23 protein-coding genes and 1 other RNA gene are annotated in these 24083 nt (G+C 47.4%); 5 read left to right on the top strand and 19 right to left on the bottom strand.

Features of this window, described 5'->3' with window-relative positions:
* Positions 1-52 precede the first annotated feature (52 nt).
* Complete coding sequence (locus tag EH198_RS13875; RefSeq protein WP_124696126.1) at positions 53-907, top strand: HDOD domain-containing protein; 855 nt, start codon at positions 53-55, stop codon at positions 905-907.
* A gap of 147 nt (positions 908-1054) precedes the next feature.
* Here the strand turns inward: EH198_RS13875 and EH198_RS13870 are convergent, their stop codons facing one another.
* Together EH198_RS13870 and EH198_RS13865 are read right to left on the bottom strand one after the other, a co-directional pair.
* On the bottom strand, positions 1055-1501 hold the full coding sequence (locus tag EH198_RS13870) for a hypothetical protein (protein ID WP_124696125.1): 447 nt from the start codon (positions 1499-1501) through the stop codon (positions 1055-1057).
* 348 nt (positions 1502-1849) lie between these two features.
* Complete coding sequence (locus EH198_RS13865) at positions 1850-3058, bottom strand: acyltransferase (RefSeq protein WP_185702886.1); 1209 nt, start codon at positions 3056-3058, stop codon at positions 1850-1852.
* Between the two features lie 149 nt (positions 3059-3207).
* Between EH198_RS13865 and EH198_RS13860 the strand changes: the two genes are divergently transcribed.
* From EH198_RS13860 to EH198_RS13845, 4 genes are all read left to right on the top strand, one after another.
* Entirely contained in the window at positions 3208-4038 is an 831-nt protein-coding gene (locus tag EH198_RS13860; RefSeq protein WP_124696123.1) for a Bug family tripartite tricarboxylate transporter substrate binding protein, read from the top strand.
* 11 nt (positions 4039-4049) lie between these two features.
* The gene (locus EH198_RS13855; RefSeq protein WP_124696122.1) at positions 4050-4511 is read left to right on the top strand and encodes a tripartite tricarboxylate transporter TctB family protein; all 462 of its coding nucleotides are present in this window, start codon (positions 4050-4052) and stop codon (positions 4509-4511) included.
* A 24-nt stretch (positions 4512-4535) separates the two neighbouring features.
* Positions 4536-6035 (top strand): tripartite tricarboxylate transporter permease, encoded by a 1500-nt coding sequence (locus EH198_RS13850; RefSeq protein WP_124696121.1) that lies wholly within the window; start codon positions 4536-4538, stop codon positions 6033-6035.
* A 339-nt stretch (positions 6036-6374) separates the two neighbouring features.
* Positions 6375-6755, top strand: a complete 381-nt coding sequence (locus EH198_RS13845; RefSeq protein ID WP_124696120.1) for a VOC family protein — start codon at positions 6375-6377, stop codon at positions 6753-6755.
* Positions 6756-7062: 307 nt separating this feature from the next.
* Here the strand turns inward: EH198_RS13845 and EH198_RS13840 are convergent, their stop codons facing one another.
* From EH198_RS13840 to EH198_RS13770, 17 genes are all read right to left on the bottom strand, one after another.
* Positions 7063-8073: a reverse transcriptase family protein gene (locus EH198_RS13840; protein WP_185702885.1), complete on the bottom strand. Its 1011-nt coding sequence runs from the start codon at positions 8071-8073 to the stop codon at positions 7063-7065.
* A gap of 151 nt (positions 8074-8224) precedes the next feature.
* Complete coding sequence (locus EH198_RS13835; RefSeq protein WP_124696118.1) at positions 8225-8587, bottom strand: hypothetical protein; 363 nt, start codon at positions 8585-8587, stop codon at positions 8225-8227.
* Positions 8571-9695 carry a phosphoribosyltransferase gene (locus tag EH198_RS13830; protein ID WP_148091503.1) on the bottom strand — a complete coding sequence of 375 codons (1125 nt, stop codon included), beginning with the start codon at positions 9693-9695 and terminating at the stop codon, positions 8571-8573. The genes EH198_RS13835 and EH198_RS13830 overlap by 17 nt, the downstream gene beginning before the upstream one ends.
* 104 nt (positions 9696-9799) lie before the next feature.
* The gene (locus tag EH198_RS13825) at positions 9800-11104 is read right to left on the bottom strand and encodes a glycosaminoglycan attachment protein (RefSeq protein ID WP_124696116.1); all 1305 of its coding nucleotides are present in this window, start codon (positions 11102-11104) and stop codon (positions 9800-9802) included.
* A gap of 288 nt (positions 11105-11392) precedes the next feature.
* Positions 11393-11572: a hypothetical protein gene (locus EH198_RS13820; RefSeq protein WP_124696115.1), complete on the bottom strand. Its 180-nt coding sequence runs from the start codon at positions 11570-11572 to the stop codon at positions 11393-11395.
* Between the two features lie 140 nt (positions 11573-11712).
* The gene (locus tag EH198_RS25180; protein WP_246014294.1) at positions 11713-12243 is read right to left on the bottom strand and encodes a hypothetical protein; all 531 of its coding nucleotides are present in this window, start codon (positions 12241-12243) and stop codon (positions 11713-11715) included.
* Positions 12210-13157 carry a recombinase family protein gene (locus EH198_RS25175; RefSeq protein WP_281278013.1) on the bottom strand — a complete coding sequence of 316 codons (948 nt, stop codon included), beginning with the start codon at positions 13155-13157 and terminating at the stop codon, positions 12210-12212. Before EH198_RS25175 ends, EH198_RS25180 begins: the two co-directional genes overlap by 34 nt.
* A gap of 15 nt (positions 13158-13172) precedes the next feature.
* Positions 13173-13304: a hypothetical protein gene (locus EH198_RS25355; RefSeq protein ID WP_281278011.1), complete on the bottom strand. Its 132-nt coding sequence runs from the start codon at positions 13302-13304 to the stop codon at positions 13173-13175.
* A gap of 71 nt (positions 13305-13375) precedes the next feature.
* Complete coding sequence (locus tag EH198_RS13810; protein WP_124696114.1) at positions 13376-14029, bottom strand: hypothetical protein; 654 nt, start codon at positions 14027-14029, stop codon at positions 13376-13378.
* Positions 14030-14130: 101 nt separating this feature from the next.
* Positions 14131-14495, bottom strand: a transfer-messenger RNA (tmRNA) gene (ssrA, locus tag EH198_RS13805).
* A gap of 179 nt (positions 14496-14674) precedes the next feature.
* Positions 14675-15154: an SsrA-binding protein SmpB gene (smpB, locus tag EH198_RS13800; protein WP_025699847.1), complete on the bottom strand. Its 480-nt coding sequence runs from the start codon at positions 15152-15154 to the stop codon at positions 14675-14677.
* A gap of 371 nt (positions 15155-15525) precedes the next feature.
* Positions 15526-18333 (bottom strand): ribonuclease R, encoded by a 2808-nt coding sequence (gene rnr / locus EH198_RS13795; RefSeq protein WP_124696113.1) that lies wholly within the window; start codon positions 18331-18333, stop codon positions 15526-15528.
* Positions 18334-18701: 368 nt separating this feature from the next.
* Positions 18702-18935, bottom strand: a complete 234-nt coding sequence (gene secG / locus EH198_RS13790) for a preprotein translocase subunit SecG (protein WP_124696112.1) — start codon at positions 18933-18935, stop codon at positions 18702-18704.
* 226 nt (positions 18936-19161) lie between these two features.
* Positions 19162-20448 (bottom strand): phosphopyruvate hydratase, encoded by a 1287-nt coding sequence (eno, locus tag EH198_RS13785; RefSeq protein WP_124696111.1) that lies wholly within the window; start codon positions 20446-20448, stop codon positions 19162-19164.
* Positions 20449-20522: 74 nt separating this feature from the next.
* Positions 20523-22067 (bottom strand): 2,3-bisphosphoglycerate-independent phosphoglycerate mutase, encoded by a 1545-nt coding sequence (gene gpmI / locus EH198_RS13780; protein ID WP_124696110.1) that lies wholly within the window; start codon positions 22065-22067, stop codon positions 20523-20525.
* Complete coding sequence (gene tpiA, locus EH198_RS13775) at positions 22067-22822, bottom strand: triose-phosphate isomerase (RefSeq protein WP_124696109.1); 756 nt, start codon at positions 22820-22822, stop codon at positions 22067-22069. The genes gpmI and tpiA overlap by 1 nt, the downstream gene beginning before the upstream one ends.
* 27 nt (positions 22823-22849) lie before the next feature.
* Positions 22850-24031 carry a phosphoglycerate kinase gene (locus tag EH198_RS13770; protein ID WP_124696108.1) on the bottom strand — a complete coding sequence of 394 codons (1182 nt, stop codon included), beginning with the start codon at positions 24029-24031 and terminating at the stop codon, positions 22850-22852.
* Positions 24032-24083 lie beyond the last annotated feature (52 nt).

The raw sequence follows: 24083 nt of genomic DNA, 5'->3' as shown, positions 1-24083 counted from the left end.
TCACGAAACATGTCGACATGTATCGCCAAAGAATTGGAGGAGGTGAAAAATCATGAATCAAATAGACGTGTACCAGGCGCTTGAAGCTTCGCCAAAAATGCCCGTTATTCCACCGGCAATCCGTGATATTTTTGAAATGATCAGACAACCGGATCTGCTGGACGTCGACCTTCTGGCGGAAAAAGTATCCCTATACGATGGATTGAATCAAGCGGTTCTGGCAAATGTGAATTCCGGATATTATCAAATATCCAGAACGATCAATAATATAAATGAAGCCATAGTCTTCCTGGGCATGAAAACGATGCGGAACTTGTTGATTTATTTTATTACAGAACTGTTATTCCATGATGAATTAGGAAAATCGACGCTTTTCTCAGCCCATCAATATTGGAAACATAACCTTGGAACCGCGGCAGCCTGCAATATGCTCTCGTCCAAACTGAAGATCGGGGACAAATTCCAGCTTTTCTCCTATGGCCTATGTCATGATATTGGCTTCGCCATCCTCAACGCGTGTCTTCCGGAGCTTGTTGATAAGATATATGAAGCTATGCATAGAGGCGTCCATCATATCGTGGCGGAAAAAATCTCCTTGGGAGGAAAGACTCACGCCGATATCGGCTCCTGGATTTGCGAACGATGGGGTCTTCCCGAAGATCTGGGGCTCGTTGTTAAATACCACCATTCCCCTTTGCTGTCCACAGACAATTTAAACGAAATTGAACTCATTCACGTAGCCGACTGCATCAGCACAGAATACTATCAAAGGCTGATCGGACTCGAAGTACAGCATCCCATAAATGCAAGAGTCATGCAAAACCTGGGAATCACAAACGATATGGTAGAAGAAATAGGAAAGTCGCTTCCGGACGAAGTCGAGAAAGTTAGCAGGATCTTTGCATGATCATTCAAAAAAAGGAGCTCGCAATCTCATTTAGTGGCAGGCTCCTTTTTGTTGTTGGGATTTTCGCGTATGGCGGCGCGGCTTAAATGCTGCTCATGGAAGTTGCATACCCCGATGGCGCGCACATGGGCTTCTGCGGGTCCAACTTTAATGTGCCGAACGATAATCTATGTATGTAATAACGATATGCGTGACTCCAAAAATCACGGTCGGCACAACAGCAGGAATCTTATGAAGCCAAATTTCCGCCAGAATGAAATACGCCACAGGTACAACAGCCATTCCAAGCAGCACGGTGAAATTTTTGTAGCCTCGAAAATAGAATATCCATAACAAATAATATAAAAGCAATAATATTGCCATGCCTATAGTATATGGACTTAACATGGGGGCGCCTTGTTTACTTATCAAAAACACTAGAAGAAAAATGAAAATAGCTTGACTTCCATGTTCCATAATATCCAAAATCAAATGTTTGCTTGGGGTTCTTCCCGATCCACTTGAATTTGGAAGCCAAAAATAAAACAGATTAGGTATCATAACCAATATGAAAACCACAAGCCCTTCCCACGAAAATCCCCAGAAATAGTTCACTCTAATATATATCCCCTTTATAAAAAATGGATAATATGTATTTAGTATATCAGCAATTCAAGCGGAATCAGCTCTATTCGTTATTATATCATTTAAATGCTTCTTATCGCTCCACTGATGCTCCTGTGATACTCACTCTATCTATTAAAAGCGGATCTCAAGAACCGTATCATAACGGGCTCTTTAACCGCCATGTATAAGTCCAAAACAGCCGAGAAAACGAAAAAGACACCCTTTCGGGTGTCTTTCGCTGCCATATAGAGCCGCCGTGCAGATAATTTGGGCTTCAGAATATTTCTTCGGCTTGGAAAGAGCCTCTCACATTAACAACGTTACTCTATATACGCTTTATTGAGGAAAGGTTTGTTGCGCCGGCCTGGCATCTATCCGATTTCGGTTCGCCTGCTTCCCTGTCGTTCCGACGAGCCACCGCCCGAACGACAGCTTGCTGAGCAGCTTGGCAAGCGTGATCGAACCCGCCGCCGTTAGCACAAAGGTAAGGACCGCCACAGGCAGATGGTAGCCGGTGAGCGCAAGCGGCCTGGTGATGGTGCTGATCAGCATCAGAACAAAGGCATGCGCGAGAAAACCGCCAAAGGAATAAGTGCCGATAAAGCGAAACATCTTGCGCGCAGCTCCTCCCCTCTTCTGTACGATCCATACCACACCGTACAACAGCAGCAGCTGGGACACGATAAGAACGAAGGTAAAAGGCCTCAAGTATCCGGCATAGTTCAGGTTTATGGTTTCCGTGGAATGGTTAAGGATCTCATGACCTTGCCAGATGTACAGCGCAATAAATGCAAATCCGAACCAGACAAAGCCATCTTCCACAAAACGCCGCCAGCGCTGAATTCCATAGGCGCAAACCGCACCAAGCAGAAAGTAGAAAAAGTAAAAAACAAAATAGTACGACCGATAAGAGAGTGCGCTCGCCCAGAACCCGCCCCAATCGGCCGCCCAGTCCGGCATCCGGTAACTGGATAACCACATCAGGATGCCGTATAACGCACCCATCACGGCAACAATCATAAACACGCGGCTGAAGGACGCTTCTCCCGGCTTCGCTTGAAGCTTTTGGCGCACCTTTTGGATCACGAGCGCAAACAGCGGGAACAAGAGATAATATTGAAAAATCATTGGAATAAACCACAGATGATAACCGTATGTCGGCAGGAACAACTCATGGAGCAACGTCCTCGGCCAGTCTGCCGGATTTCCCAATTGACCGAACGCAAGCCACTGTACGGCGATCCAATAAATGACCGTCCAGCATACAAACGGTAAGTAAATATCCATCAGCCTTTTTCGAACAAAGGGCCAATAGGAAAGCTTGCCGTTGTTGTTGTAAAACAGCAGCAGCCCGGAAAGAAACACAAATGTCGGCGTCCCGAAGCGTGTGAAATCAAACAGCATCGCCAGCATGATAGCATCGGACTGCAAAATATCGCTCCGGTAAATATATTCCGCTATGCTGTGCTGCATGGTAATTGCAAGAAACGCAAACGCCCTTAGCAGAGTTATTTCTTCTATTCGTTCTTTCTTTTTCGTCGACATTCTCATCATTCTCCCCTCATTTCTGGCTTTCCTGACATTAAGAGATTCTTACCCATCTATATTAATAGAAGCTTAAAAACCGGAATTCAATTAAATAATCGTCCGCAAAAAATGGTTTCCCTTATCCGCCAGGCGGAGGTTCCGACGTATTGTTCCGGTTGGTCGCCTCTTACGCCGAGAAGCATCTGGGCAAACCGATTGTACCAGTCAATATGGCAGGCGCATCGGCAACTATTGGTTCCAGGTATGTAAAAGATGCCGCTCCGGACGGCTATACGATTCTCGGATCTCACCAGGTTGTTGCCGCAGCGCAGCATACCGGAATTGTAGATTACAGCTTTTCTTCTTTCGAAGGCATCGCCCAGATTACGTCCACCCCGCACATTCCTGCAGTCACCAAAGAATTCTCCCAAAAGAACAATGTCAAAAACATGACCGATTTTATCAATTATGTGAAAAAAAATCCCGGTAAAGTGATTTGGGCCTATACGGTCGGATCCGAGGACCACTACACCATTGCGTCGCTTTTGGACAAAGCGGGCGTAGATACGAAATCGTTGAAATACGTAAACTATCCGGGTACCGGGCCACAATATGCCGCCATGGTCGCCAATCAGGTCGAAGGTATGGTTGCCGACTACGCATCCGGTAAAGGATATTTTGAGTCGGGCGATCTGGTACCGCTCGGTATCGTTAACACGGAGCGCGATGCCGCATTGCCGAATGTGCCTACAATGATTGAACAGGGTATCGATTTCTCCCTTCCGGTATCCCGTGGAATGTTTGCACCGAAAGGAACTCCGGCCGAAATTCTCGATGTGCTGGACAACGCATACGAGAAAGCTTTGGCAGATCCGGAGCTGCAGAAAAAAATCAAAGACTTGGGCAGCAATCCGAAGTTCGTGCCGCATGACGAGTTCAGCACTTTTGTGAAAGATCTGGACGCGGAAATGGCCAAGCTTGCAGACAAAATGAAGTAAGGGGTATTTCTATGGCAGACAAAATCTTTTCAATCGTTACCTTAACCATAGCCGGGATTTTTCTTATCAATTCCCGGCTTTTCGCGGAGAAATCTGGCACACAGGCCGTTTCCTCCGCTTTTTTCCCAAGAATAATCATTTATGCGCTCATCTTCTCTTCACTCATCCTTCTAGTATCAAGCTTCCTCAAAAAGAGCAAACAACAGGGCGAAGGCGCTAAAGGAGCTTCAATCGCTTTCTTGCGGCATCATTGGCGCGTACCCTTCATGTTCGCATGGTTTATGATTTATTTGATCTTAATGCCGATTCTAGGATTTTTTCCAAGCACGGTTTTGTTCCTTTTTGTCGGATATCTTGTGCTCAATATCTCGTTTCTGAAGAAAAAGCTTTTGATATATATTCCTCTGTCTTTGATTTTAACTTTTGTCATTCAGTTTATTTTTGAGAATGAATTGCAGGTTATCCTGCCTTAGTATGATACACAGGAGTGAATACGCATGGATTACGTACACGTCCTACAGGCTTTTTATGAGGTCCTTAAACTGGTCAATCTTTTTTATCTGTTTATCGGAACGTTAGCTGGAATCATTGCCGGCACCATACCGGGGCTCACATTTACGACCGCTATCATACTTGCTTTGCCTTTTACTTTTGGCATGGACCCGATCTCAGGCTTGACCTTGATGATCGGCATCTATACCGGCGGCGCGTCCGGCGGTTTGGTAACAAGCACTCTGATCGGTATCCCCGGAACACCGTCGGCGGTGACCACCATGTTCGACGGACACCCCATGTCTCAGAAGGGAGAGTCGGGACGGGCGCTTGGCCTGGGCATCATAGCGTCGGTTTTCGGTACAATATTCGGAGCGATCATTTTGTTTTTCTTTGGTCCGCTGGTGGCAAAAATTTCACTTAAATTCGGTCCCTGGGAAGTGTTCTCTCTCATGGTATTCGCATTGACGCTCATTGCCGGGTTGAGCGGTGCATCGCTGCTTAAGGGGCTGATCGCGGGATTGTTCGGTTTATTGATTGCCACGATCGGATATGATCCGAACGGTCAGCTCCGATTCGACTTCGGTATGGACAGTCTGGCTTCGGGAATTGCACCACTGCCTGCTCTCATGGGACTTTTTGGATTATCCACGCTGCTGAAAAATATAGAAGAATTGCGAAATCCAATTAGTAAACCCAAAACGAAAGCAAACATTCGCATCCCGATGCTGCAAGTATGTAAAGATATGATTCGGGAGAAATTTGTCGTCGTACAATCATCGATTATCGGCGTCTTGATCGGAGCGCTGCCTGCCGCCGGAGCGGAAACGGCCGCCTTCATTGCCTATGACCAGGCTAAAAAGTTTGCCAAAGACAAGGAAAAATACGGCACAGGGCATCCGGGCGGAATTATCGCATCTGAAGCGTCCAACAATGCAAACGCCGGGGGATCGTTTATCCCTTCGATTACGCTTGGCATTCCGGGAGACATGGCCTCAGCGGTCATGCTTGGCGTCCTGATTATGCACGGAATTACACCAGGACCCGGATTGTTTCAAGCCCAGCCGGTTTTGGCCCAATCCATTTTCGTCGCCCTCTTGTTGAGCGCCTTTATGCTGTTGATTACCCAAACCGCCTTACTGCCTTTACTGGTCCGCATTTCCTACATTCCGATGGCGGTACTCGTTCCGAGCATTATTGTGTTCAGCTGCTTGGGAGCATTTGCATTGAACAACCAGATGGTCGATGTATGGATGGTCGTCATTTTCGGATTAATCGGTTATGTGTTGGATAAAATAGACGTCCCTATAGGTCCGATCATTTTGGGTCTGCTCCTGGGTCCGAAAGCGGAAGAGGAACTAATGAAGGCTTTGCAAATCAATTCGGAAATTACCCCCTTTTTCGCTCATCCAATCTCATTAATCTTTTTGCTTCTAACCGTTTCATCCATTGTGCTCACCATTTGGAAAAACAGAAAGAGTAAAACGATAACGAAAGCAGAATAAATTCCCATTGCAGCGGGAATGCGGTTTCAATGCAGGTGACTTTTAGACTTAAATAAACAAGCCCAGATTCATCTGGGCTTGTTTATTTAAGTCTGCTGTTACCCGGATTGATCACTCGCCGCGATACGCTCAACAATTCCCTGCAGGCGTAAGAAAAAATGAACAGCAATAACCCCTGTCCGAAGATAACGCCACATAGGCTTCTACGAGTATAGTGACAAATTTGATGTCACCTGAGTCTTGCACAGACCACGAAAGATTTTCAATTAAATTTTATATATTTCACAAAAAAGGAAAGTATAATAGAAGAGGCAGGATGTCAAAATACTGGAGGAAATCATGGGCCGACTAGTTCATTTCGAAATTCATGTAGATGACATGGAACGCGCTAAGAAATTTTATGGCGAGGTGTTTGGATGGACATTTGAGGATTGGAGTGATTATGCTGGAATGTCCTATTGGGGAGCCGTGACAGGCGATGTAAATCAGCCCGGAATCAACGGGGCTTTGATGCAGCGTCAAGGTGCTTCCCCACAACCCGGTCAGGCAATGAATGGATACGCGTGTACCATGGGAGTAGAAGACTACGATTCTACTGAAACCAAAATTCTAAATCTTGGAGGTAATCTCGCACTGCCTGGAATGGCGTGGCAAGGGTATTACATTGATACAGAAGGAAATCTTTTTGGTATTCATCAGCCAGATAAGCATGCAAAATAGAGTTGTAAAATCCATGGCACGGGAGACCGTCCCGAAGAGCCTCCTCAATATCCTATCCTCTCCGCGGAAACGGCAGAGCTTCTTTATCTCTAACGATTCAAACCCATACCTATCAAAAAAGACACCCCTCAAGGTGTCTTTTCTTCTCCATATGGAGCCGAGGGGAGTCGAACCCCTGTCCGAAGATAACGCCACATAAGCTTCTACGAGTGTAGTGACAGATTTGATGTCACCCTAGAGACTCCCTGTCACCGGATTCCCTTCGGGTCAGCCTGATTATCTTCTTCCGTCCTCTAAGAACCAAATTTCAATATTCCCAGTCAATACTCTCTAATTTTTTCAATAAAATATCTCCCAATGGTTTATTTACCATCCTTATATAATATACTCTACCAAACAAATGATCTTTATAATTTGATTTATTTATTCTGGAATTTAATATATGGTTAGAGACTCCAAAACGTAAACAATAGTGAATCTCTTGACTTAATTTACGTATAAATTCCTTCTTTATTGCTACCTTATCATTTACCACCAAGCCTGTAACTACTTGTCGCTGATTACGGAATAATACTTGGCTTTTATCTTCATTGATGACAAAACCATGCTTGGTTATAGTCTTTCGAATGTTCGGAATATAATTCTCTATTTCAACGCCACCAGAAAAAGTCATATCATCTGCGTAACGAGTAAATCTTATAGCTCTTGACTGACAAAATATAGCTAAGTCTTGATCTAGATTTCTACAAATCAAATTTGAAAGATATGGACTTGTCGGAGCACCTTGGGGCAAACATTTCTCAAGAGTACATATTTGAGTGAAAAGTGTAGCTAGTTCTTTAGTATACCCAGCCGAACGGAATATTTTATGTACTCTTACAGACGTTATACTATCAAAAAAATTCTTTAAATCTAGATTAATTACACAATCTTGTTTAACATGAACTTTAGCATTCTTGATAATAGATGTTCCTGGCTTGTAAGCAGTCGCCCAACTAGATACTTTAAGTGGTTTTAAGATAAAGACCTGTATCCATTTCTGCACTTGTTTTAATAAAGGGTTTGGAGCAAGTATATTTCTTAATCGATAATTCACCAAAAGTTCAAATTCATGATAATGCTCTGGCTTATTTGTTAGTATATTTCTTAATTCGCTTGTTTTTAGTCCAGTTAACAAAAGAAAATGAGCCTTATCAAAAATAACTGGAACATTATTATTCTCTAGATCATTTGCATATTTTATACATAACTCTATGTACTCAGTTGAGTAACCTGTGCTAACCATTTTTCCACGAAGGCTATCTAGATATTCACTCATTGTTCCACTTCCGAGGCTAGATTTTAGACAACAAAGCAATGGGTTGTTACAGAAAAAAACAAATGATAAATTTAGTACCATTACTTTTTTGGAAAGGCGACATCGCCCCCCAACTTACCTAATCAACCCATTGCCTTGTCATTTTATGATATCATATTTTGAATTTGAAGTCTTTAGGGATATACAAATCTAGAAAATTTGGTTTCATGTTTATGTACCTATGGTCATCCTTGAGAGAACCTATCACTGAAAAGTCCGACAAATTATATTGTGAAAGAAATGATTCCCCTTTTCCAGTGACTATGTAACCTCCATATGACGTATATTTGATGTATTCATTATCGATCAATTTCTGGACTAAATTATCCAATTCACGAAAGTTAAGGGATAATAAAGTTTGTAAATCCTTATGAGAGTATTCCGTCCCCTGTTCAGACAAGTAAAGTATAATAACTATTTCTTTTATTTTCAATTTCGGTGCTTTTCTTCGAGCTACTCTATCGCGTTGTTCCATTTGTTAGTTTCTCCTTGATTTTTGAGTAAATCACCTTTGCTAAATTATTCTTTTTAATGTCTCTTTTCTTTATTGCCTCCAGTGTATTCACTGAATTCTCGATTGGAAGTTCCTCTCCTCTAATTGTACGTGGGAATATGGGATGCCACGTTACCTTTGCCTCCTGTTCCCAAAATGTTGATAAGGTATTGTTGGGTGTATTATGAAAGAAAGCAACTAATCCCTCAGAATTTTGGAAACCCATTATATCATCATTGCGTTTCGCGACTTTTTCTTCATAAAATTTAACAATCTGTTTTGCTGCTATTCTTTCTTTTTCTGTTTTAAAAAGCATTCCTTGCTCAAAAGCCTTAGATAATCCATATCCGTTGATGCAGTGTATTTCAATTCCATGTTGCTTACCTATAGAATTCATCTTGTTAATTCCTTTAGGATGGGCCACTAAACATAAAACATATATTTTTTTATTTTTAAATTGGTGAGAAAATTCCTCAATAAGAGGATTTAGAAAATCCCTGAATGTTGTTCCTGTTCCGATGATATCATCAATAAGAACAATATTAGATACCTCTGAAGTATTGAACATCTTCAAAAAATCACGAAGCTGGAATGCTATCCGTGTAGGTCTTACCTCTGGATTACATACCTCCCTAAAAATTGAGAAAAACTCGTTAGTTCCATTGTAAATGGGCCTTTTAGGCGTGATTGGTGCGTATATGGTATTTTCCCAACTAGTCTCGCTTAATCTGAATCGCTCGTAAACTGATACGAAGGTATTATGAACTTTCTCTCTATTAAAGTAATTTAAATACTTTAGAAGCAATAAAAAAATCGGTCGATGTGGCTCTTCAATTTCACTTAGCCATTGAGGTATTCTCTCGTATAAGCCTTGAAGCCGCTTGTCATTACTTATTGATTCTTCGGATAAATTATTAATGCTTAAAAATTCTTTCAGATACTGTTCCATACTTCCCCCGTTTGCAATAAACATAATTTCACTTAATGTATACATATTACATAATATTTCCCTAAATTTACGGGTGAAATACTGCAAATTATAAATGGCACTCAATAAAATCGTCACACTATCCAATGACTCTGCTTCCACTCGTTCATCGGCTTTTCGTGCTTTATTGGAGCGAAGCTACCCGAGAGACATCCTGGAACCGGCTAGTAGTGACATACTAAAATCCACATACTATAAACCAGATATCATAAACTCTCAACTAGATATGTCCCCGCTTCATTAAATCCTTTGAATGAACTCATATTGGCAACTTCAAAACCTTCATCATCATATTCATATATGAAGGACAGGAACGCTTCTTCCTCCACATCCATAACAATGATGCCAATCCTTTGACCTTTTAGCAACCAACATTTTTCAGGATACTTCGGCAATTCAACTCTACTTGGAATACGTCTATCGACGTCTGTCTTCATAACTCTCTTAATATTTTCAGGCAAAATTAAATTATCTTCAAATTCAATTGCTAATGTCTTAGAATGATATATATGAAACTCTGGCAAGAATGATAAAACTTCTCCATTTTCTAAATAATGATATGCTGCATCATCGAAAAAATCTTTTGGTAACGGAAATTTTGCATTGGGGTTATGAAAAACTTCTAATCCTTCCCCCCAAGATTCATCAATACGATCATCGAGATCGTACTTAAATTCTTTAGGTCTTAAAGCCTTCGGATCAAAGTCATAACACACCCCTTCTCGGTACATCTTTATAAACCTACTAACACATCCGTAATAGTAACCCATTCTTTTGAATTTCGCCGTTGTTCCGCTGTTAGTAAATATAATTGCACTAATATTTTCAGTGTTAGGTTGTTGAAAAAATACGGATGGAATAACTTTGTTCCCCGATCTGTGCTCATTAATATCACTCTTATATACCGAATCTCGACCCTCTTGGTCAACATGCAGTTCTTGCCTTTTACCATATAGATACTGTATTAATGCATTACTTGTAAAACTCAATGAATCTTCTTCATGAAATGCTTCTATAGCTAAAACGAGAGGCATATCTTTGCAATGATCGAGTTCCCAATATTTTTTCTTTAGCTTTGAAAAAAGTGGGCTTCCAAACTTTATTGGTAGCTCATTACGCAATTTTTCATATAATTCCTCTACAGATAAATCTCGATGGGCTTTCTTTCCGTCAATTCTTTGTTTCTTATCTACAGTTGGATTAACTGTTGTAGCCTCAATAGCAACTTTTAATCCGTCACGTTCTACTATAAAATCAGGCCGCTCATAATCGCGATTAAGTTTATATCCTGACTCCAAAAAGTAGGAGGACAAGTATAACTCAAAGACTCGGGCGTCAAAACCAGTAGTTTGAAATTGTTCCAAAAAGTTTCCATCAATGTCATTGAAAAATTCAAATGCCTTATTCATCATTACTCGTGTTGGTTCATTCAATGCACCATCTTTTAATATTGAAAAGTTTCTATTCAGCTTATCCATAGGAACAATTGGCTTAAACAAATCTACTGACATACAATACTCTCTCCCCTACAAATTATCCTCATTCGTTCAGATGCCTTGAAGTCGTTTCATCTGTGATATAACAGCATTCAGCACCCCTGCTATCCACAACATCTCACCCTGTCCAAGGATAAGATTTGCCAAAGGGAGTTGCCCAGTGTTTTCACGTTTTCGATCAATAACGTTTTCCAAATATGATTTAGTTCCGCTCTCTGAAATCCCCCTTGTCTGCACCAGTGTGCTTGCAACAATTTGATCGAGAATACGATTACTTTCCGCTATAGCTTGTTCAACACTAAGTTATAACTCTTCCCAGTCGATATCAAGTCCCGAAACATGGAGAACATCGCCTTCACGCTTTGCCACCCACTGCTCCCCATGGTCATTTTCATAATATGAAAAGTATGTACCGCTCTGATCGCCTATCGCCCACGACGGTGGATTTTTGCCCTGAATACTGATGCGAAGCTCGGCCGACAATCGCAACAACTCCTTCAATATATTGGAATGAGATATCCCAATATTCCCACACCATGAATTCACTGTCAAAGCATTTTGTCGGCCGAGCTAATTTATAATTGCATTACAGCGTGCCTACAATGTTCTTCTCATACAAAACCTCATCCGCGTTCGCAAATCGCACCGTAATATGCAGATGCTTCGTCTCCCTCTTCACCCGTACCTGCGATACAAACTTGCCAATCAACGAATGCAACAATCGGATTCTGCACCTCCGCATCCAGTAATCCAATCAGCGTCTGAATATCATACTTTACAGAAGTACTGTATTCTTCCGGCACATCGATCTCATGTAGTCCTGCTGACAACGTCTCATGCTCGGCCTTCTTCTCCGTTAATTCCGTCTGCATCTCATCCAGCATCTCTTGATGAAACGACTTGCCCTTACAAGCCTGTATATCGTCCTTAATCGCATCCACACGTTTCTCCAAAAAAGCGATCTCCGCCGCCAAGCTGGATATCTGAGCGACGACAAGCTTGTTATTCTCGTTATGATACATGCGGATTTCTTCCTCCAACTGGTTGTCCATCGACAGCTGCAACAGTGTTGTACGGAGCTTGTTGGTGACAATCTCTTCAACCAGTTCTTTCCGCCAGCCTACATACGGGCAGAACTCTTTGCCTTTCCGCAAATAACCACCGAATACATAATACCGTTGCCCGCCGCTTTTACTCCGTGTAGAAGTTGAGTCCCGACCATCCTTGACCCGCATTTATCGCATACCATAACTCCACGCAACCAGAAGGGCGATGCGGGCTTGGAGCCAAATGGCTTATGCGTTTCACCCCCGCCGTTGTTGCGTTGCTTGGCGACAGTCTGACATTGTTCAAACAATTCCTTGGTAATGTTAGCCGGATGAGCATTCTCCGTGATGATCCATTCCGAGCGATCCTGCCACTTTTTACCCTTGGTCTGATAATCTTGCTTGTTCCACACCTTGCTTCCGATATAGGCTTCATTAAAGATAATGGCTCTTATCGTACTTGCCGACCACGTACGCCCCTTCTGCGTCGGTATCTGCCGCTGATTCAGCTCAGACGCGATCTTGTGGTACCCCATACCTTCATACGCATACTGATTGAATATCCAGCGTACAACGTCGATTTCCTCTCGCGGCCCCGGCACCCACACGGCCTTTGTATTCTGATGCCCGAGAGCAATATGCTCCGTCCGATAGCCGTACGGAGGTGTGCCGCCATTGTTGTACCCTTGCTTCGCGTTCTGCGTCATTCCTTTCTGAACCTCGGTCGCCAGATTCACGTTGAAGAACTCACTGATGATCTCCAGCATCCCCTCCAAAAGCATATCCTGCGGCGTCTCCGCTTCTGTTTTCTCCATCACCGAAATGACTTTGACTCCCCATTGGTGGAGCAGAGCTTTGTAGATGACATCGTCATAGCGTTTCCGCGAGAAACGGTCGAACTTATGGACAACAACATCGTCAAAAGGACGGTTGGAGCGTTTCGATAATGCAATCATCTTCTGAAACTCCGGCCGATCATCCGTTTTGGCCGATTTCCCTTTTTCAATGAATTCGCTGACGATGTGCCACCCCTTGTCTTAGCAATACTGCTGGATGGCTTTGATTTGAGCAGGAATCGACAATTCCTTCTCGGCCTGACGCTCCGACGACATACACACATAAATAGTTACCTGGATACAGTTTCCATTGGTATATTGGATTTTGGGCATGAAAAAGCAGGCACTCCCGCTTAGGACATACCTGCTAATTATCTACAACTATTTAGAAAGGGCTCAGACAATTATATAACTTCATCCAGCCGATAAAATACTCCATCGCCTACTCGAGAACTTTCTTCTATTATTTCTTCTCCATTTTTCCACTGTTTAATTATACGTTTCGAGTGCTCCCAATAAGTTTTTACCTCTGCAGGGTCAAAAACTCTGTGTCCGTTGATTCGTAGCTCAGGCCGCTTTAGCATATCGTCATAAATGAAAAGTACTGCCTTTGCAGCCAAGCTTTCTAGTGTGTACGTTACTGTAAATCCCCTAGATCTTCTTCTTAAATGATCAGCTTCTTTCCAAGCATTAATATTAAAGTAAGTCACAAGTTCTCTTTGCTCGGAGTGACTGTAACAATCACCACACACTTCACAAGTAAGCTCGATTCCATTATCATGCTCGCGGCTAAGTCCAGTGCAGATTCTAAATGTGTAGGGCTTATTGCATTTTGGACAGGTCACATTTTCATCCACTACTTGCTTCAATATTTCCATGAAGTCAAATATCATTTCTTGTACAAGCTCCTCATCGTCGCCCGATGAGTGCTTCCGGATTAACTCCGTTTGTAATTTAAAAAGAGAAAAAACTGAACCTTTTCTTACCAAACGCTCAGCTAACTGCTTATAATCCTGAAGAGCTTGACTTATTTCAGATTCAACTATAACTTGACTCATTAGAATCACTCCAAATCTATTATTTGATTACTTCTATCATCTCCAAATAATAGATCTTCATACCAAAAAGACACCCCTAAAGGTGTCTTCACTGATACTCCATATGGAGCCGAGGGGAGTCGAACCCCTGTCCGAAGATAACGCCACATAAGCTTCTACGAGTGTAGTGACAGATTTGATGTCACCCTAGAGACTCCCTGTCACCGGATTCCCTTCGGGTCAGCCTGATTATCTTCTTCCGTTGACCCCAGGCGGAGACCAAGCGGCGTATCCCACTACTTGTTAGCCCCTATCCCTGTCACATGGGCGATGCAGGGTAGAAGCACGCACACAGTTTCTTAGGCTGCGAAAGCGTAGTTTGTTTGTTGTTTGCCGTTTAATAGGCTTTAGCGTTGATGAAGCGGACGCGTCCCCACTACTCGCTACCCATGCTCGAACTACCCCCGTCGAATCCAAAAACGGCCCCTCATTAAAAGGGCTTCCTGGATCAAGGGAATCGCCGGCAAGAGCGATCCGTATCCATTATCCTTCCCGCCATCTGGCGAAAAGATAATCTGAAGCATTTGCCTTACATAAAAGAGTATATCACATTTTGCAGCATAATCATATAGAACTTGCAGGAAACAAAGGCTGAGTTTGGCAGTCTTATCTTGCGACTTTCTGCTTCTCCCGCAATGCCCGCTGTATATCGCGCTGCGCGTCGCGTTTGGCAGCGGAGTCGCGTTTGTCGTACTGTTTCTTCCCTTTGCCAATGCCCAGCAGCAGCTTGGCGTAGCCGTTGCGGACGTAGACTTTCAGCGGCACAATCGTGTACCCTTCCTGCTTGGAGTGCCCGAGCAACTTGCTGATTTGTTCTTTATGCAGCAAGAGCTTGCGCGTACGCGTCGGGTCGTCCGGATTGGCTCGGTTGCCCTGATCGAATGGACTGATATGCATGTTGTGCACAAAAATCTCGCCGCCGCGGATCGTAGCAAACGCATCCCCGATATTCGCACGGCCATTGCGCAGCGATTTGATCTCCGTTCCCGTCAGCACCATGCCCGCCTCGTAGGTGTCCTCAATAAAATAATCATGGGAAGCCTTTTTGTTCTGGGCGAGCACTTTCCCGTCTGCTTTTTTACCCATGACAATCACTCCTTGATCCGATAGTTACGGCGTCTCTTCATCTGCTGTTGCTGCATGCAAATCAACCGAACAGAAAACGTCCGACTTCTATTGTATCAAAAGCGCTCCCGCTAAAGCAAGGAACGATAAAAGCGTTTGCTCCCGCCCATTTCCTCCGGATAAAATGAACGGTTCAAAGTACTTCGGGCAGTCAGAGGAATCGTTGGCTCAATGAAATCGCCGAGAAGCTGCCGATTTTCAACGTGTATCCTTACGCCAGGTTAAAGTCAGGACATCTTTATAGTCGGTCATCTATCAGTAAAAAAAGCGCCGCTCCCCGTCACCGAGAGACACAGCGCTTTGATTATCATGAAAAGTTAAATGATCCAGCTTTATTTTTTCTTCTTCCGCTTCCTGCCTTCGCCGCTTTTAGGGCTGAAATCGGTAGCGGCCTCGACGTTACCCGGCGTCACCGACTCGCCGATAAAGACGCCGTTTTTCGATTTTCTCTTGCGGCGGCCTTTGCCTCCTGCCGCTCCTGCGGCCCCACCGCCACCGAAGTCGCCCCCGAGGTCCTCGCGGGTACGGAACTTCGTGTCGCCGTTGATCCCGGTGTACACGTCGCCGCGGCCGTTCGGCCCGCTTGGCGGCGCACCGTAGCCGCCCTTGCCGGAGCCGAAGCCGAAGTTGATGCCGCGGGAACCGCCGGCATCCCCGGCTTCGCCCTTCGGGCTGCGCGCACCAGCGCCCGGCCCTGCGCCGGCGGCCAATGCGCCGCCGTTGCCTCTGCCCCGGCCGGCCGGCGCTTCGCCGCCGCGTGCCCGGCCGCCGCTGCGCTCGGCGGCGCCTCCGGCCTGTTCGGCGCCGAGTACGCGCCCGCCGCGGCCTCGCTTGCCGCGGCCGCCCGCACCGGCGGCGGCACCGCCTTTACCGCCGCCGCGGCTCTTGCCGCCTCCGGCGCCAGCGGCAGCCGGAGCACCGTGGCCGCCTCGGCGGTCGCGCCCGCCCTTGCCTCCGCGGCCGCCGCCAAAGCCTCCGCTGCGGTGCTCGCCTGCCGCGCGCGGCTTCATGTCGACCAGCTCGAAGTCGATCGTGTGGTCGTCCATGTTCACCTTGGCGACGCGGATCTTCACCTCGTCGCCGATGCGGAACACCTTCGAGGTGCGCTCGCCGATGAGCGCCATGTGGCCCTCGTCGAAGTGGTAATAATCATCCGTCAGATTGCTCAGACGGATCAGCCCTTCGACGGTATTTTCCAGCTCGACGAACATGCCGAAGCTGGTCACGCTGCTGACCATCGCCTCGAATTCCTCGCCGACCTTGTCCAACATGTACTCCGCCTTTTTAAGCTGCTCCGTATCCCGCTCCGCCTCTACCGCGACGCGTTCGCGCTCGGAGGACTGCTGGGCGATGTCCGGCATCCGGCTCGCCAGATACTCTTGGCGTTTCTCGCTGAGCGCCCCGCCGCCCTCCAGCACCTCGCGCATAACCCGGTGAATAACGAGGTCGGGATACCGCCGGATCGGTGACGTGAAGTGGGAATAATATTCGGCGGCCAGCCCGAAATGTCCTGTGCTCTCTGCGTCGTACTTCGCCTGCTTCATAGAGCGGAGCATCATCGTGCTGATGACCGTCTGCTCCTTCGTTCCCTGAATATCCTCCAGCAGCTTTTGCAGCGCCCGGGGATGCACGGAGTTGCCCCGTCCCTTGACGTGATAGCCGAAGTTGGCTGCGAACGCCATGAAGTTCTGCAGCTTCTCGGGGTCCGGGTCCTCGTGAATCCGGTACAGGAACGGCACCTTGAGCCAGTGGAAATGCTCAGCCACCGTCTCGTTCGCCGCCAGCATGAATTCTTCAATGATCTGCTCCGCGATAGAGCGTTCCCTTTTTACGATATCGACCGCTTTGCCGTTTTCGTCGACGATGATTTTGCTCTCCTGGAAGTCAAAATCGACCGCACCGCGCCGCATACGCGCATCCCGCAGCTTCATCGCAATTTCACGCATCAGCCGGAAGTCCTCAATAAGGGGAGCGTAGCGCTTCAGCAGCTCTGGGTCTTCATCCAACAGAATTTTACGCACATTGGTGTAGGTCATCCGTTCCTTGGTGCGGATCACGCTGGTAAAAACATCGTGCTTCACGACCTTCATATTCTCGTCGAATTCCATCTCGCAGGACATCGTCAGCCTGTCCACCTGCGGATTCAAAGAGCAGATGCCGTTCGACAGACGGTGCGGCAGCATCGGAATGACCCGGTCGACAAGATAGACGCTGCAGCCCCGGTCATACGCTTCCTTATCCAGCGGCGAGTTCTCGCGCACATAATAGCTGACGTCGGCAATATGCACGCCAAGCTTGTAATGGCCGTTCTCCAGACGGGCGACGTTGACCGCGTCATCCAGGTCTTTGGCGTCTTCCCCGTCGATGGTGACGATATTCAGGCCCCGCAGGTCGCGGCGGCCCTGTTCCACGATTTCTTCTTCCGTAATGGAATCGGGAGCGGCATTCGCTTCGGCCATGACTTCTTCATGAAAAGCCTCCGGCAGTTGATGCTTGCGGATAACGGACAAAATATCGACGCCGGGATCATCCTTATGTCCCAGAATTTCGATAATTTCCCCTTCCGCCGCCGCGCGCCCTTCCGGATAGTTTACAATACGGACCACGACTTTTTCCCCATCGACTGCACCGTTAAACGATTCCTTCGGGATAAAAATATCGCGGTTAATCCGCTTATCATCCGGCAGCACAAAGCCGTAAGTCTCCAGATTCTGAAACACGCCGACCGTCTGCAGCACGCCTCTGCGCACAATGCGCACGACTTCACCTTCCATCCGGCCGCCGGCATGGCTCCGCGAGGTAACCCGGACAAGGACGATATCGCCGTTCATGGCGCTTTTGATATCGTTGGCATGAATGTACACGTCGGGATGCTCCCGGTCGTCGGGTATTAAAAAGGCAAAGCCCTTCGCATGGGCCTGTAGACGTCCGCGCAGCAAATCCATCCGCTCCGGCACGCCATAGCGTCTGGTACGGGTCAGCACGATCCGTCCTTCTTGCTCCAGGGAGTTCAGCAAAACGTTAAACTCCTTCAGCACCTCTTCTTCCGCAAAATGAAAATGGTCAATCAATTCCTCGTAAGTCATCGGTTTATAAGCGGTTTCCCGCATGAAATCCAGCAGATTCTCTTGTGTTATCATCATCGTCACCTCGGCCCGCCGCGGCGCAGGCCGCCGGCTGGTATGTACTTTTATGTCTTATATACTTCATACCCTAGTATACACGAAATCAATCCTCGGCATCCCTTCCCGCCGCTGCAAAATCCCGTTTCGAACAAGACGCCGCTTCCTCCACCATTTTATAGCGATTCGGTAAGTTCCGTCCTTCTTATTGTTATTCTTGCTTAGAAATCCAACTTCTATCCCGCATCTGTCTTTGCCTAAGGAATGTCGGCTGGGCAATAGGATCCACGTTTGCAGAGTTCCATTTTCCAATTCTTACATATCCCAAGCCAGCTACAAAAAAACCCCCGCTCCATCGTAAAGAGCGAAGGTTCCATTAGTCTATTTTAGTCAACCACAACGGCAACAATAATGGACAGAATAAAGAATCCCGCCGCCAGTCCTACCGTTATACGCTGCAGCACCAGGTCCATACCCCGCGCTTTCGTCTTGCCAAACAGATGCTCAGCTCCACCGGAGATGGCGCCTGCAAGGCCTGCGCTCTTGCCTTTTTGCAGCAGAACCACCGTAATCAGTCCGATAGAAAAAATCAGAAGCAGCACTTTCAGAAAAATATCCATTCATTCCACCCCCTACGCCTAAGCATCACTATCTATGGGAATTTACTACTCACGTTTCATAAACAGCATTTTTATTTTACCATACAGCCTGTAGTAATACAACTTAATTGATTGCTGAGACACGTTGCAGGCCGCACACTATTGAAAAAAGACTGCCCCTCGATCATTAAATGACCGGGAAGCAGTCTCTATATCTTAACCGTTCATAAGGTTCGAGTGAACCCTATTATCTTTTCAGGTTGTAGAAGGATTTCAGGCCGTTGTATTGAGCCAGTTCGCCCAGTTCGTCTTCGATACGAAGCAGTTGGTTGTACTTGGCGATACGGTCAGTACGGGAAGGTGCGCCTGTTTTGATTTGACCAGCGTTGGTAGCAACGGCGATGTCGGCGATGGTGCTGTCTTCGGACTCACCGGAACGGTGGGAAATAACAGCAGTGTAGCCTGCACGTTTTGCCATTTCGATCGCGTCGAATGTTTCAGTCAGCGTACCGATTTGGTTAACTTTGATCAGGATGGAGTTGCCGATACCTTCTTCGATACCTTTGCCCAGACGCTCGGTGTTGGTTACGAACAGGTCGTCGCCAACCAGTTGGATTTTGTTGCCCAGTTTCTCGGTGAGCAGTTTCCAACCTTCCCAGTCATCTTCGGAGCAGCCGTCTTCGATTGTGATGATCGGGTATTTGTCAACCCAGGAAGAGAGCAGGTCAACGAATTCCGCAGGAGTGAAGGATTTACCTTCGCCTTCCAGGTGGTATTTGCCATCTTTGAAGAACTCAGTGGAAGCAACGTCCATGCCCAGGAATACGTCAACGCCCGGTTTGTAGCCGGCTTTTTCGATGGCTTCCATGATGGAGGACAGTGCGTCTTCGTTGGAAGTGAAGTTAGGAGCGAAGCCGCCTTCGTCGCCAACCGCAGTGTTCAGGCCTTTGCCTTTCAGTACGGATTTCAGGTTGTGGAAGATTTCCGCGCCTGTACGCAGAGCTTCTTTGAAAGTAGGAGCGCCTACTGGGAGAACCATGAACTCTTGCACGTCAACGTTGTTGTCGGCATGAGCGCCGCCGTTAACGATGTTCATCATCGGAACCGGAAGCTGCTTAGCGTTGAATCCGCCGAGGTATGTGTACAGAGGCACGTCCAGAGCTGCGGCTGCAGCGCGGGCTACTGCCATGGAAACAGCCAGGATGGCGTTGGCGCCCAGTTTGCCTTTGTTGTGCGTTCCGTCCAGAGCGATCATGGCTTTGTCGATGCCCAGTTGGTCCAGAGCGTCCATGCCGATAACTTCAGGAGCGATGATTTCGTTAACGTTCTTCACTGCGTTCAGAACGCCTTTTCCCAAGTAACGGGATTTGTCGTCGTCGCGAAGCTCAACGGCTTCGTGAGCGCCAGTGGAAGCGCCGGAAGGAACGATAGCGCGGCCTTTCGCGCCGGATTCCAGGTAAACGTCAACCTCAACAGTAGGATTGCCGCGGGAGTCAAGTACCTCGCGTGCATAAACGTCGGAAATAATGGTCATGTCAATTCAATCTCCTTTTTAACAAAGATTTAGTCTTGATAAGCCTTGCAGTACATCGTAAAGTCTTGTCCTTATTACTTGCGGCTGGCAATCATGGATTGTCCGGTCATTTCCGCAGGCTGCGGAAGGCCCATCAGGTCCAGAATCGTCGGCGCCACATCCGCGAGAATGCCGTGATCGCGAAGAACCACATTCTCATCCGTCAAGATAAACGGAACTGGGTTGGTCGTATGCGCCGTAAAAGGACGGCCTTCTTCGTCGAATACCATATCGGCATTGCCGTGGTCGGCAATAATGATCGTCACGCCGCCTTTGGCGCGAACAGCCTCGACTACTTTGCCTACACATTCGTCTGTCACTTCAACCGCCTTAATCGTCGGCTCCAGCATGCCGGAGTGCCCAACCATGTCGGGATTGGCGAAGTTCAGAATAATGGCATCGTGTTTGTCTGCTTCAATCTCAGCCACACAAGCGGCAGCCACCTCGTAGGCGCTCATTTCCGGCTGCAGGTCGTACGTTGCCACTTTCGGGGAGTTGATCAAAATACGGGTCTCTCCCGGCAGTTCGACGTCGCGTCCGCCGCTGAAAAAGAACGTTACGTGCGGATACTTCTCGGTCTCCGCAATGCGCAGCTGCTTCTTGTTGTTCTGAACCAGCACTTCGCCGAGTGTGTTGTCCAGATTCTTCGGTTTGTAGGCGACATATCCCTGAACGGTTTCGCTGAACGTGGTCAAGCAGACGAAATGAAGATTTTGCGGGAACAACGGGCCCCGATCAAAGCCGCGGAAATCCGCGTTCGTAAATACTTGGGACAGCTGAATGGCACGGTCCGGGCGGAAGTTCAGGAATACGACGGAATCGCCGCTTTCCACGGTCGTTACCGGTTTGCCTTCTCCGTCCACGATCACGCAAGGCTCAACGAACTCATCATACACGGAATTCTGGTACGAAGCTGTGATCGCCTGCAATGCGTCCGTAAATTTCGGTCCTTCGCCGTAAACCATGGCGCGGTAAGCCTTTTCCACCCGATCCCAGCGTTTGTCGCGGTCCATTGCGAAGTAACGTCCGGATACCGTAGCGATTTTGCCTACCCCTAATTCTTCAATCTTCGCAATAAGAGATTGAACGAACTTCTGGCCGCTGTCTGGCGGCACGTCGCGACCGTCCATGAAGGCGTGGATGAACACGTCGTTCAACTCTTCCTTCTTGGCAAGCTCAAGCATGGCGAACAAGTGATTGATATGGCTGTGTACCCCTCCGTCGGATACCAGCGCGTACAAATGCAGCTTTTTGCCGGTCGACTTGGCGTGTTTTACCGCTTCCACCAGCGTTTCATTCTCAAAAAACTCTCCGTCGCGAATGGACTTATCGATGCGGGTCAGATCCTGGTATACAATCCGGCCTGCGCCGATGTTAAGGTGTCCCACTTCGGAGTTGCCCATTTGACCTTCCGGAAGTCCTACGGCTTCGCCACAGGCGGTAAGCGTCGTGTTAGGGTATTGCTTCAGGTAACGGTCGTAGTTAGGCTTGTTGGCCTGTGCGACGGCGTTGCCTTCCGCCGTGTTACGCAGACCGAAACCGTCCATAATAATCAGTGCTACCGGTCTAGGTGCAGACATTACTTCGCCCCCTCAACCAACTGGATGAAGGAAGCAGGCTGCAGACTTGCACCGCCGACGAGAGCGCCGTCGATGTCGCTTTGGCCCATATATTCGGTAACGTTCTCCGGCTTCACGCTGCCGCCGTACTGGATACGGATAACTTCGGCAGTCACTTCATCATAAAGATCCTTGATCAGGCTGCGGATGTAAGCAATAACCTCATTGGCATCCGCCGAAGTGGAGGATTTGCCGGTACCGATAGCCCAGATTGGCTCATAGGCGATAACGGTTTGGGCTGCCTGCTCCGCGCTCAGACCTTGGAACGCGCCTTCGGTTTGCACTTTGCAGACTTCCTTCGTTTGGTCGGCTTCACGCTCTTCGAGCTTCTCGCCTACGCATACGATTGGAGTAATGCCGTGGCGGAATGCCGCATGCATCTTCTTGTTCACGATTTCGTCCGTTTCACCGAAGTAAGCACGGCGCTCGGAGTGGCCGAGAATAACATAGTCTACGCCGAGATCCTTCAGCATAACGCCGCTGATTTCACCCGTGTAAGCACCGTTGTCCTCGAAATGCAGATTCTGGGCGCCGATCTTGATGTTCGTGCCTTGAGCCGCTTTCGTCAGAGCCGGCAGATTGGTGAATGGAGCGCAGATTACCGTTTCTACGCCTTCTACTTCCGCCTGGCCTTTAACCTCGGCGAAAAAGCTTTCGGCTTCCGGAACCGTCTTGAACATCTTCCAGTTGCCAGCAATGATTGGTGTTCTACTCATAGCAAAGCTTGCCTCCCTTTATACGTCTTACTTGTCGTTCAGCGCCACTACGCCAGGAAGAGCCTTGCCTTCCATGAATTCAAGCGATGCGCCGCCGCCGGTGGAGATATGGTCCATTTGATCGGCCAGCTTGAACTTCTCAGCCGCAGCTGCGGAGTCGCCGCCGCCGATAACGGTGTAGCCTTCGGTTTTCGCGCAGGCTTCAGCAACTGCTTTCGTGCCTTCTGCGAAAATATCGATTTCAAATACGCCCATCGGTCCGTTCCAAACGACCAGCTTGGAGTTCTTGATTACATCTGCATACATTGCGGCGGTCTTCGGACCGATATCCAGACCCATCCAGTCTGCCGGAATTTCGGAAATGTCTACGGTCTTCGTGTTTGCGTCGGCACCAAATTTGTCGGCCACGACAGCGTCAACCGGCAGCAGAAAGTTCTTGCCGAGCTTCTTTGCTTTTTCAATAAAGCCAAGTGCGGTATCGATTTTTTCTTCATCGAGCAAGGATTTTCCGACTTCGTGTCCTTGAGCTTTGGAGAAAGTATAAGACAGCCCGCCGCCGATCAGCACGTTGTCTGCCAGCGTCAGCAGGTTGTCGATAACGTCGATCTTGTCTTTAACCTTCGAACCGCCGATAATCGCGGTGAAAGGACGCTCCGGATTGGACAAGGCTTTGCCCAGAACGTTCAATTCCTTCTCCATCAGAAGTCCAGATACGGCCGGCAGATAATGGGCTATACCTTCGGTCGAAGCATGCGCACGGTGCGCCGCGCCGAATGCGTCGTTAACGAACAGATCGGCCAGTTCGGAGAACTGCTTCGCAAGCTCCGGATCGTTCTTCTCTTCACCCGGGTAGAAACGGACATTCTCAAGCACGAGAACGTCGCCCTCTTTCAATTCGGCGATTTTCGCTTTTACCGCTTCGCCAACCGCTTCGTCAGCTTTGGCAACCGGTTTGCCCAGAAGCACGGACAGACGCTCGGCAGCCGGAGTCAGACGCATGGAATCGACGAATTGGCCTTTAGGACGGCCCATATGGCTCGCCAGAATGATTTTAGCTCCGTTTTCGATCAAATATTTGATCGTCGGCAGCGTCTCGCGGATACGCGTGTCGTCGGTGATTTTGCCATCTTCCAGCGGCACGTTGAAATCCACGCGGACAAATACGCGTTTACCTGTTACTTCTACATCACGGACACTTTTTTTGCTCATGACTTTTAACCTCCACACCCGGAATTGTTCCACTCTTGGAATACAGGGGCAC

Source organism: Paenibacillus rhizophilus (assembly GCF_003854965.1).
GTDB classification, from domain to species: Bacteria; Bacillota; Bacilli; order Paenibacillales; family Paenibacillaceae; genus Paenibacillus_AQ; species Paenibacillus_AQ rhizophilus.
This window is presented reverse-complemented; position numbering and strand designations above follow the sequence as displayed.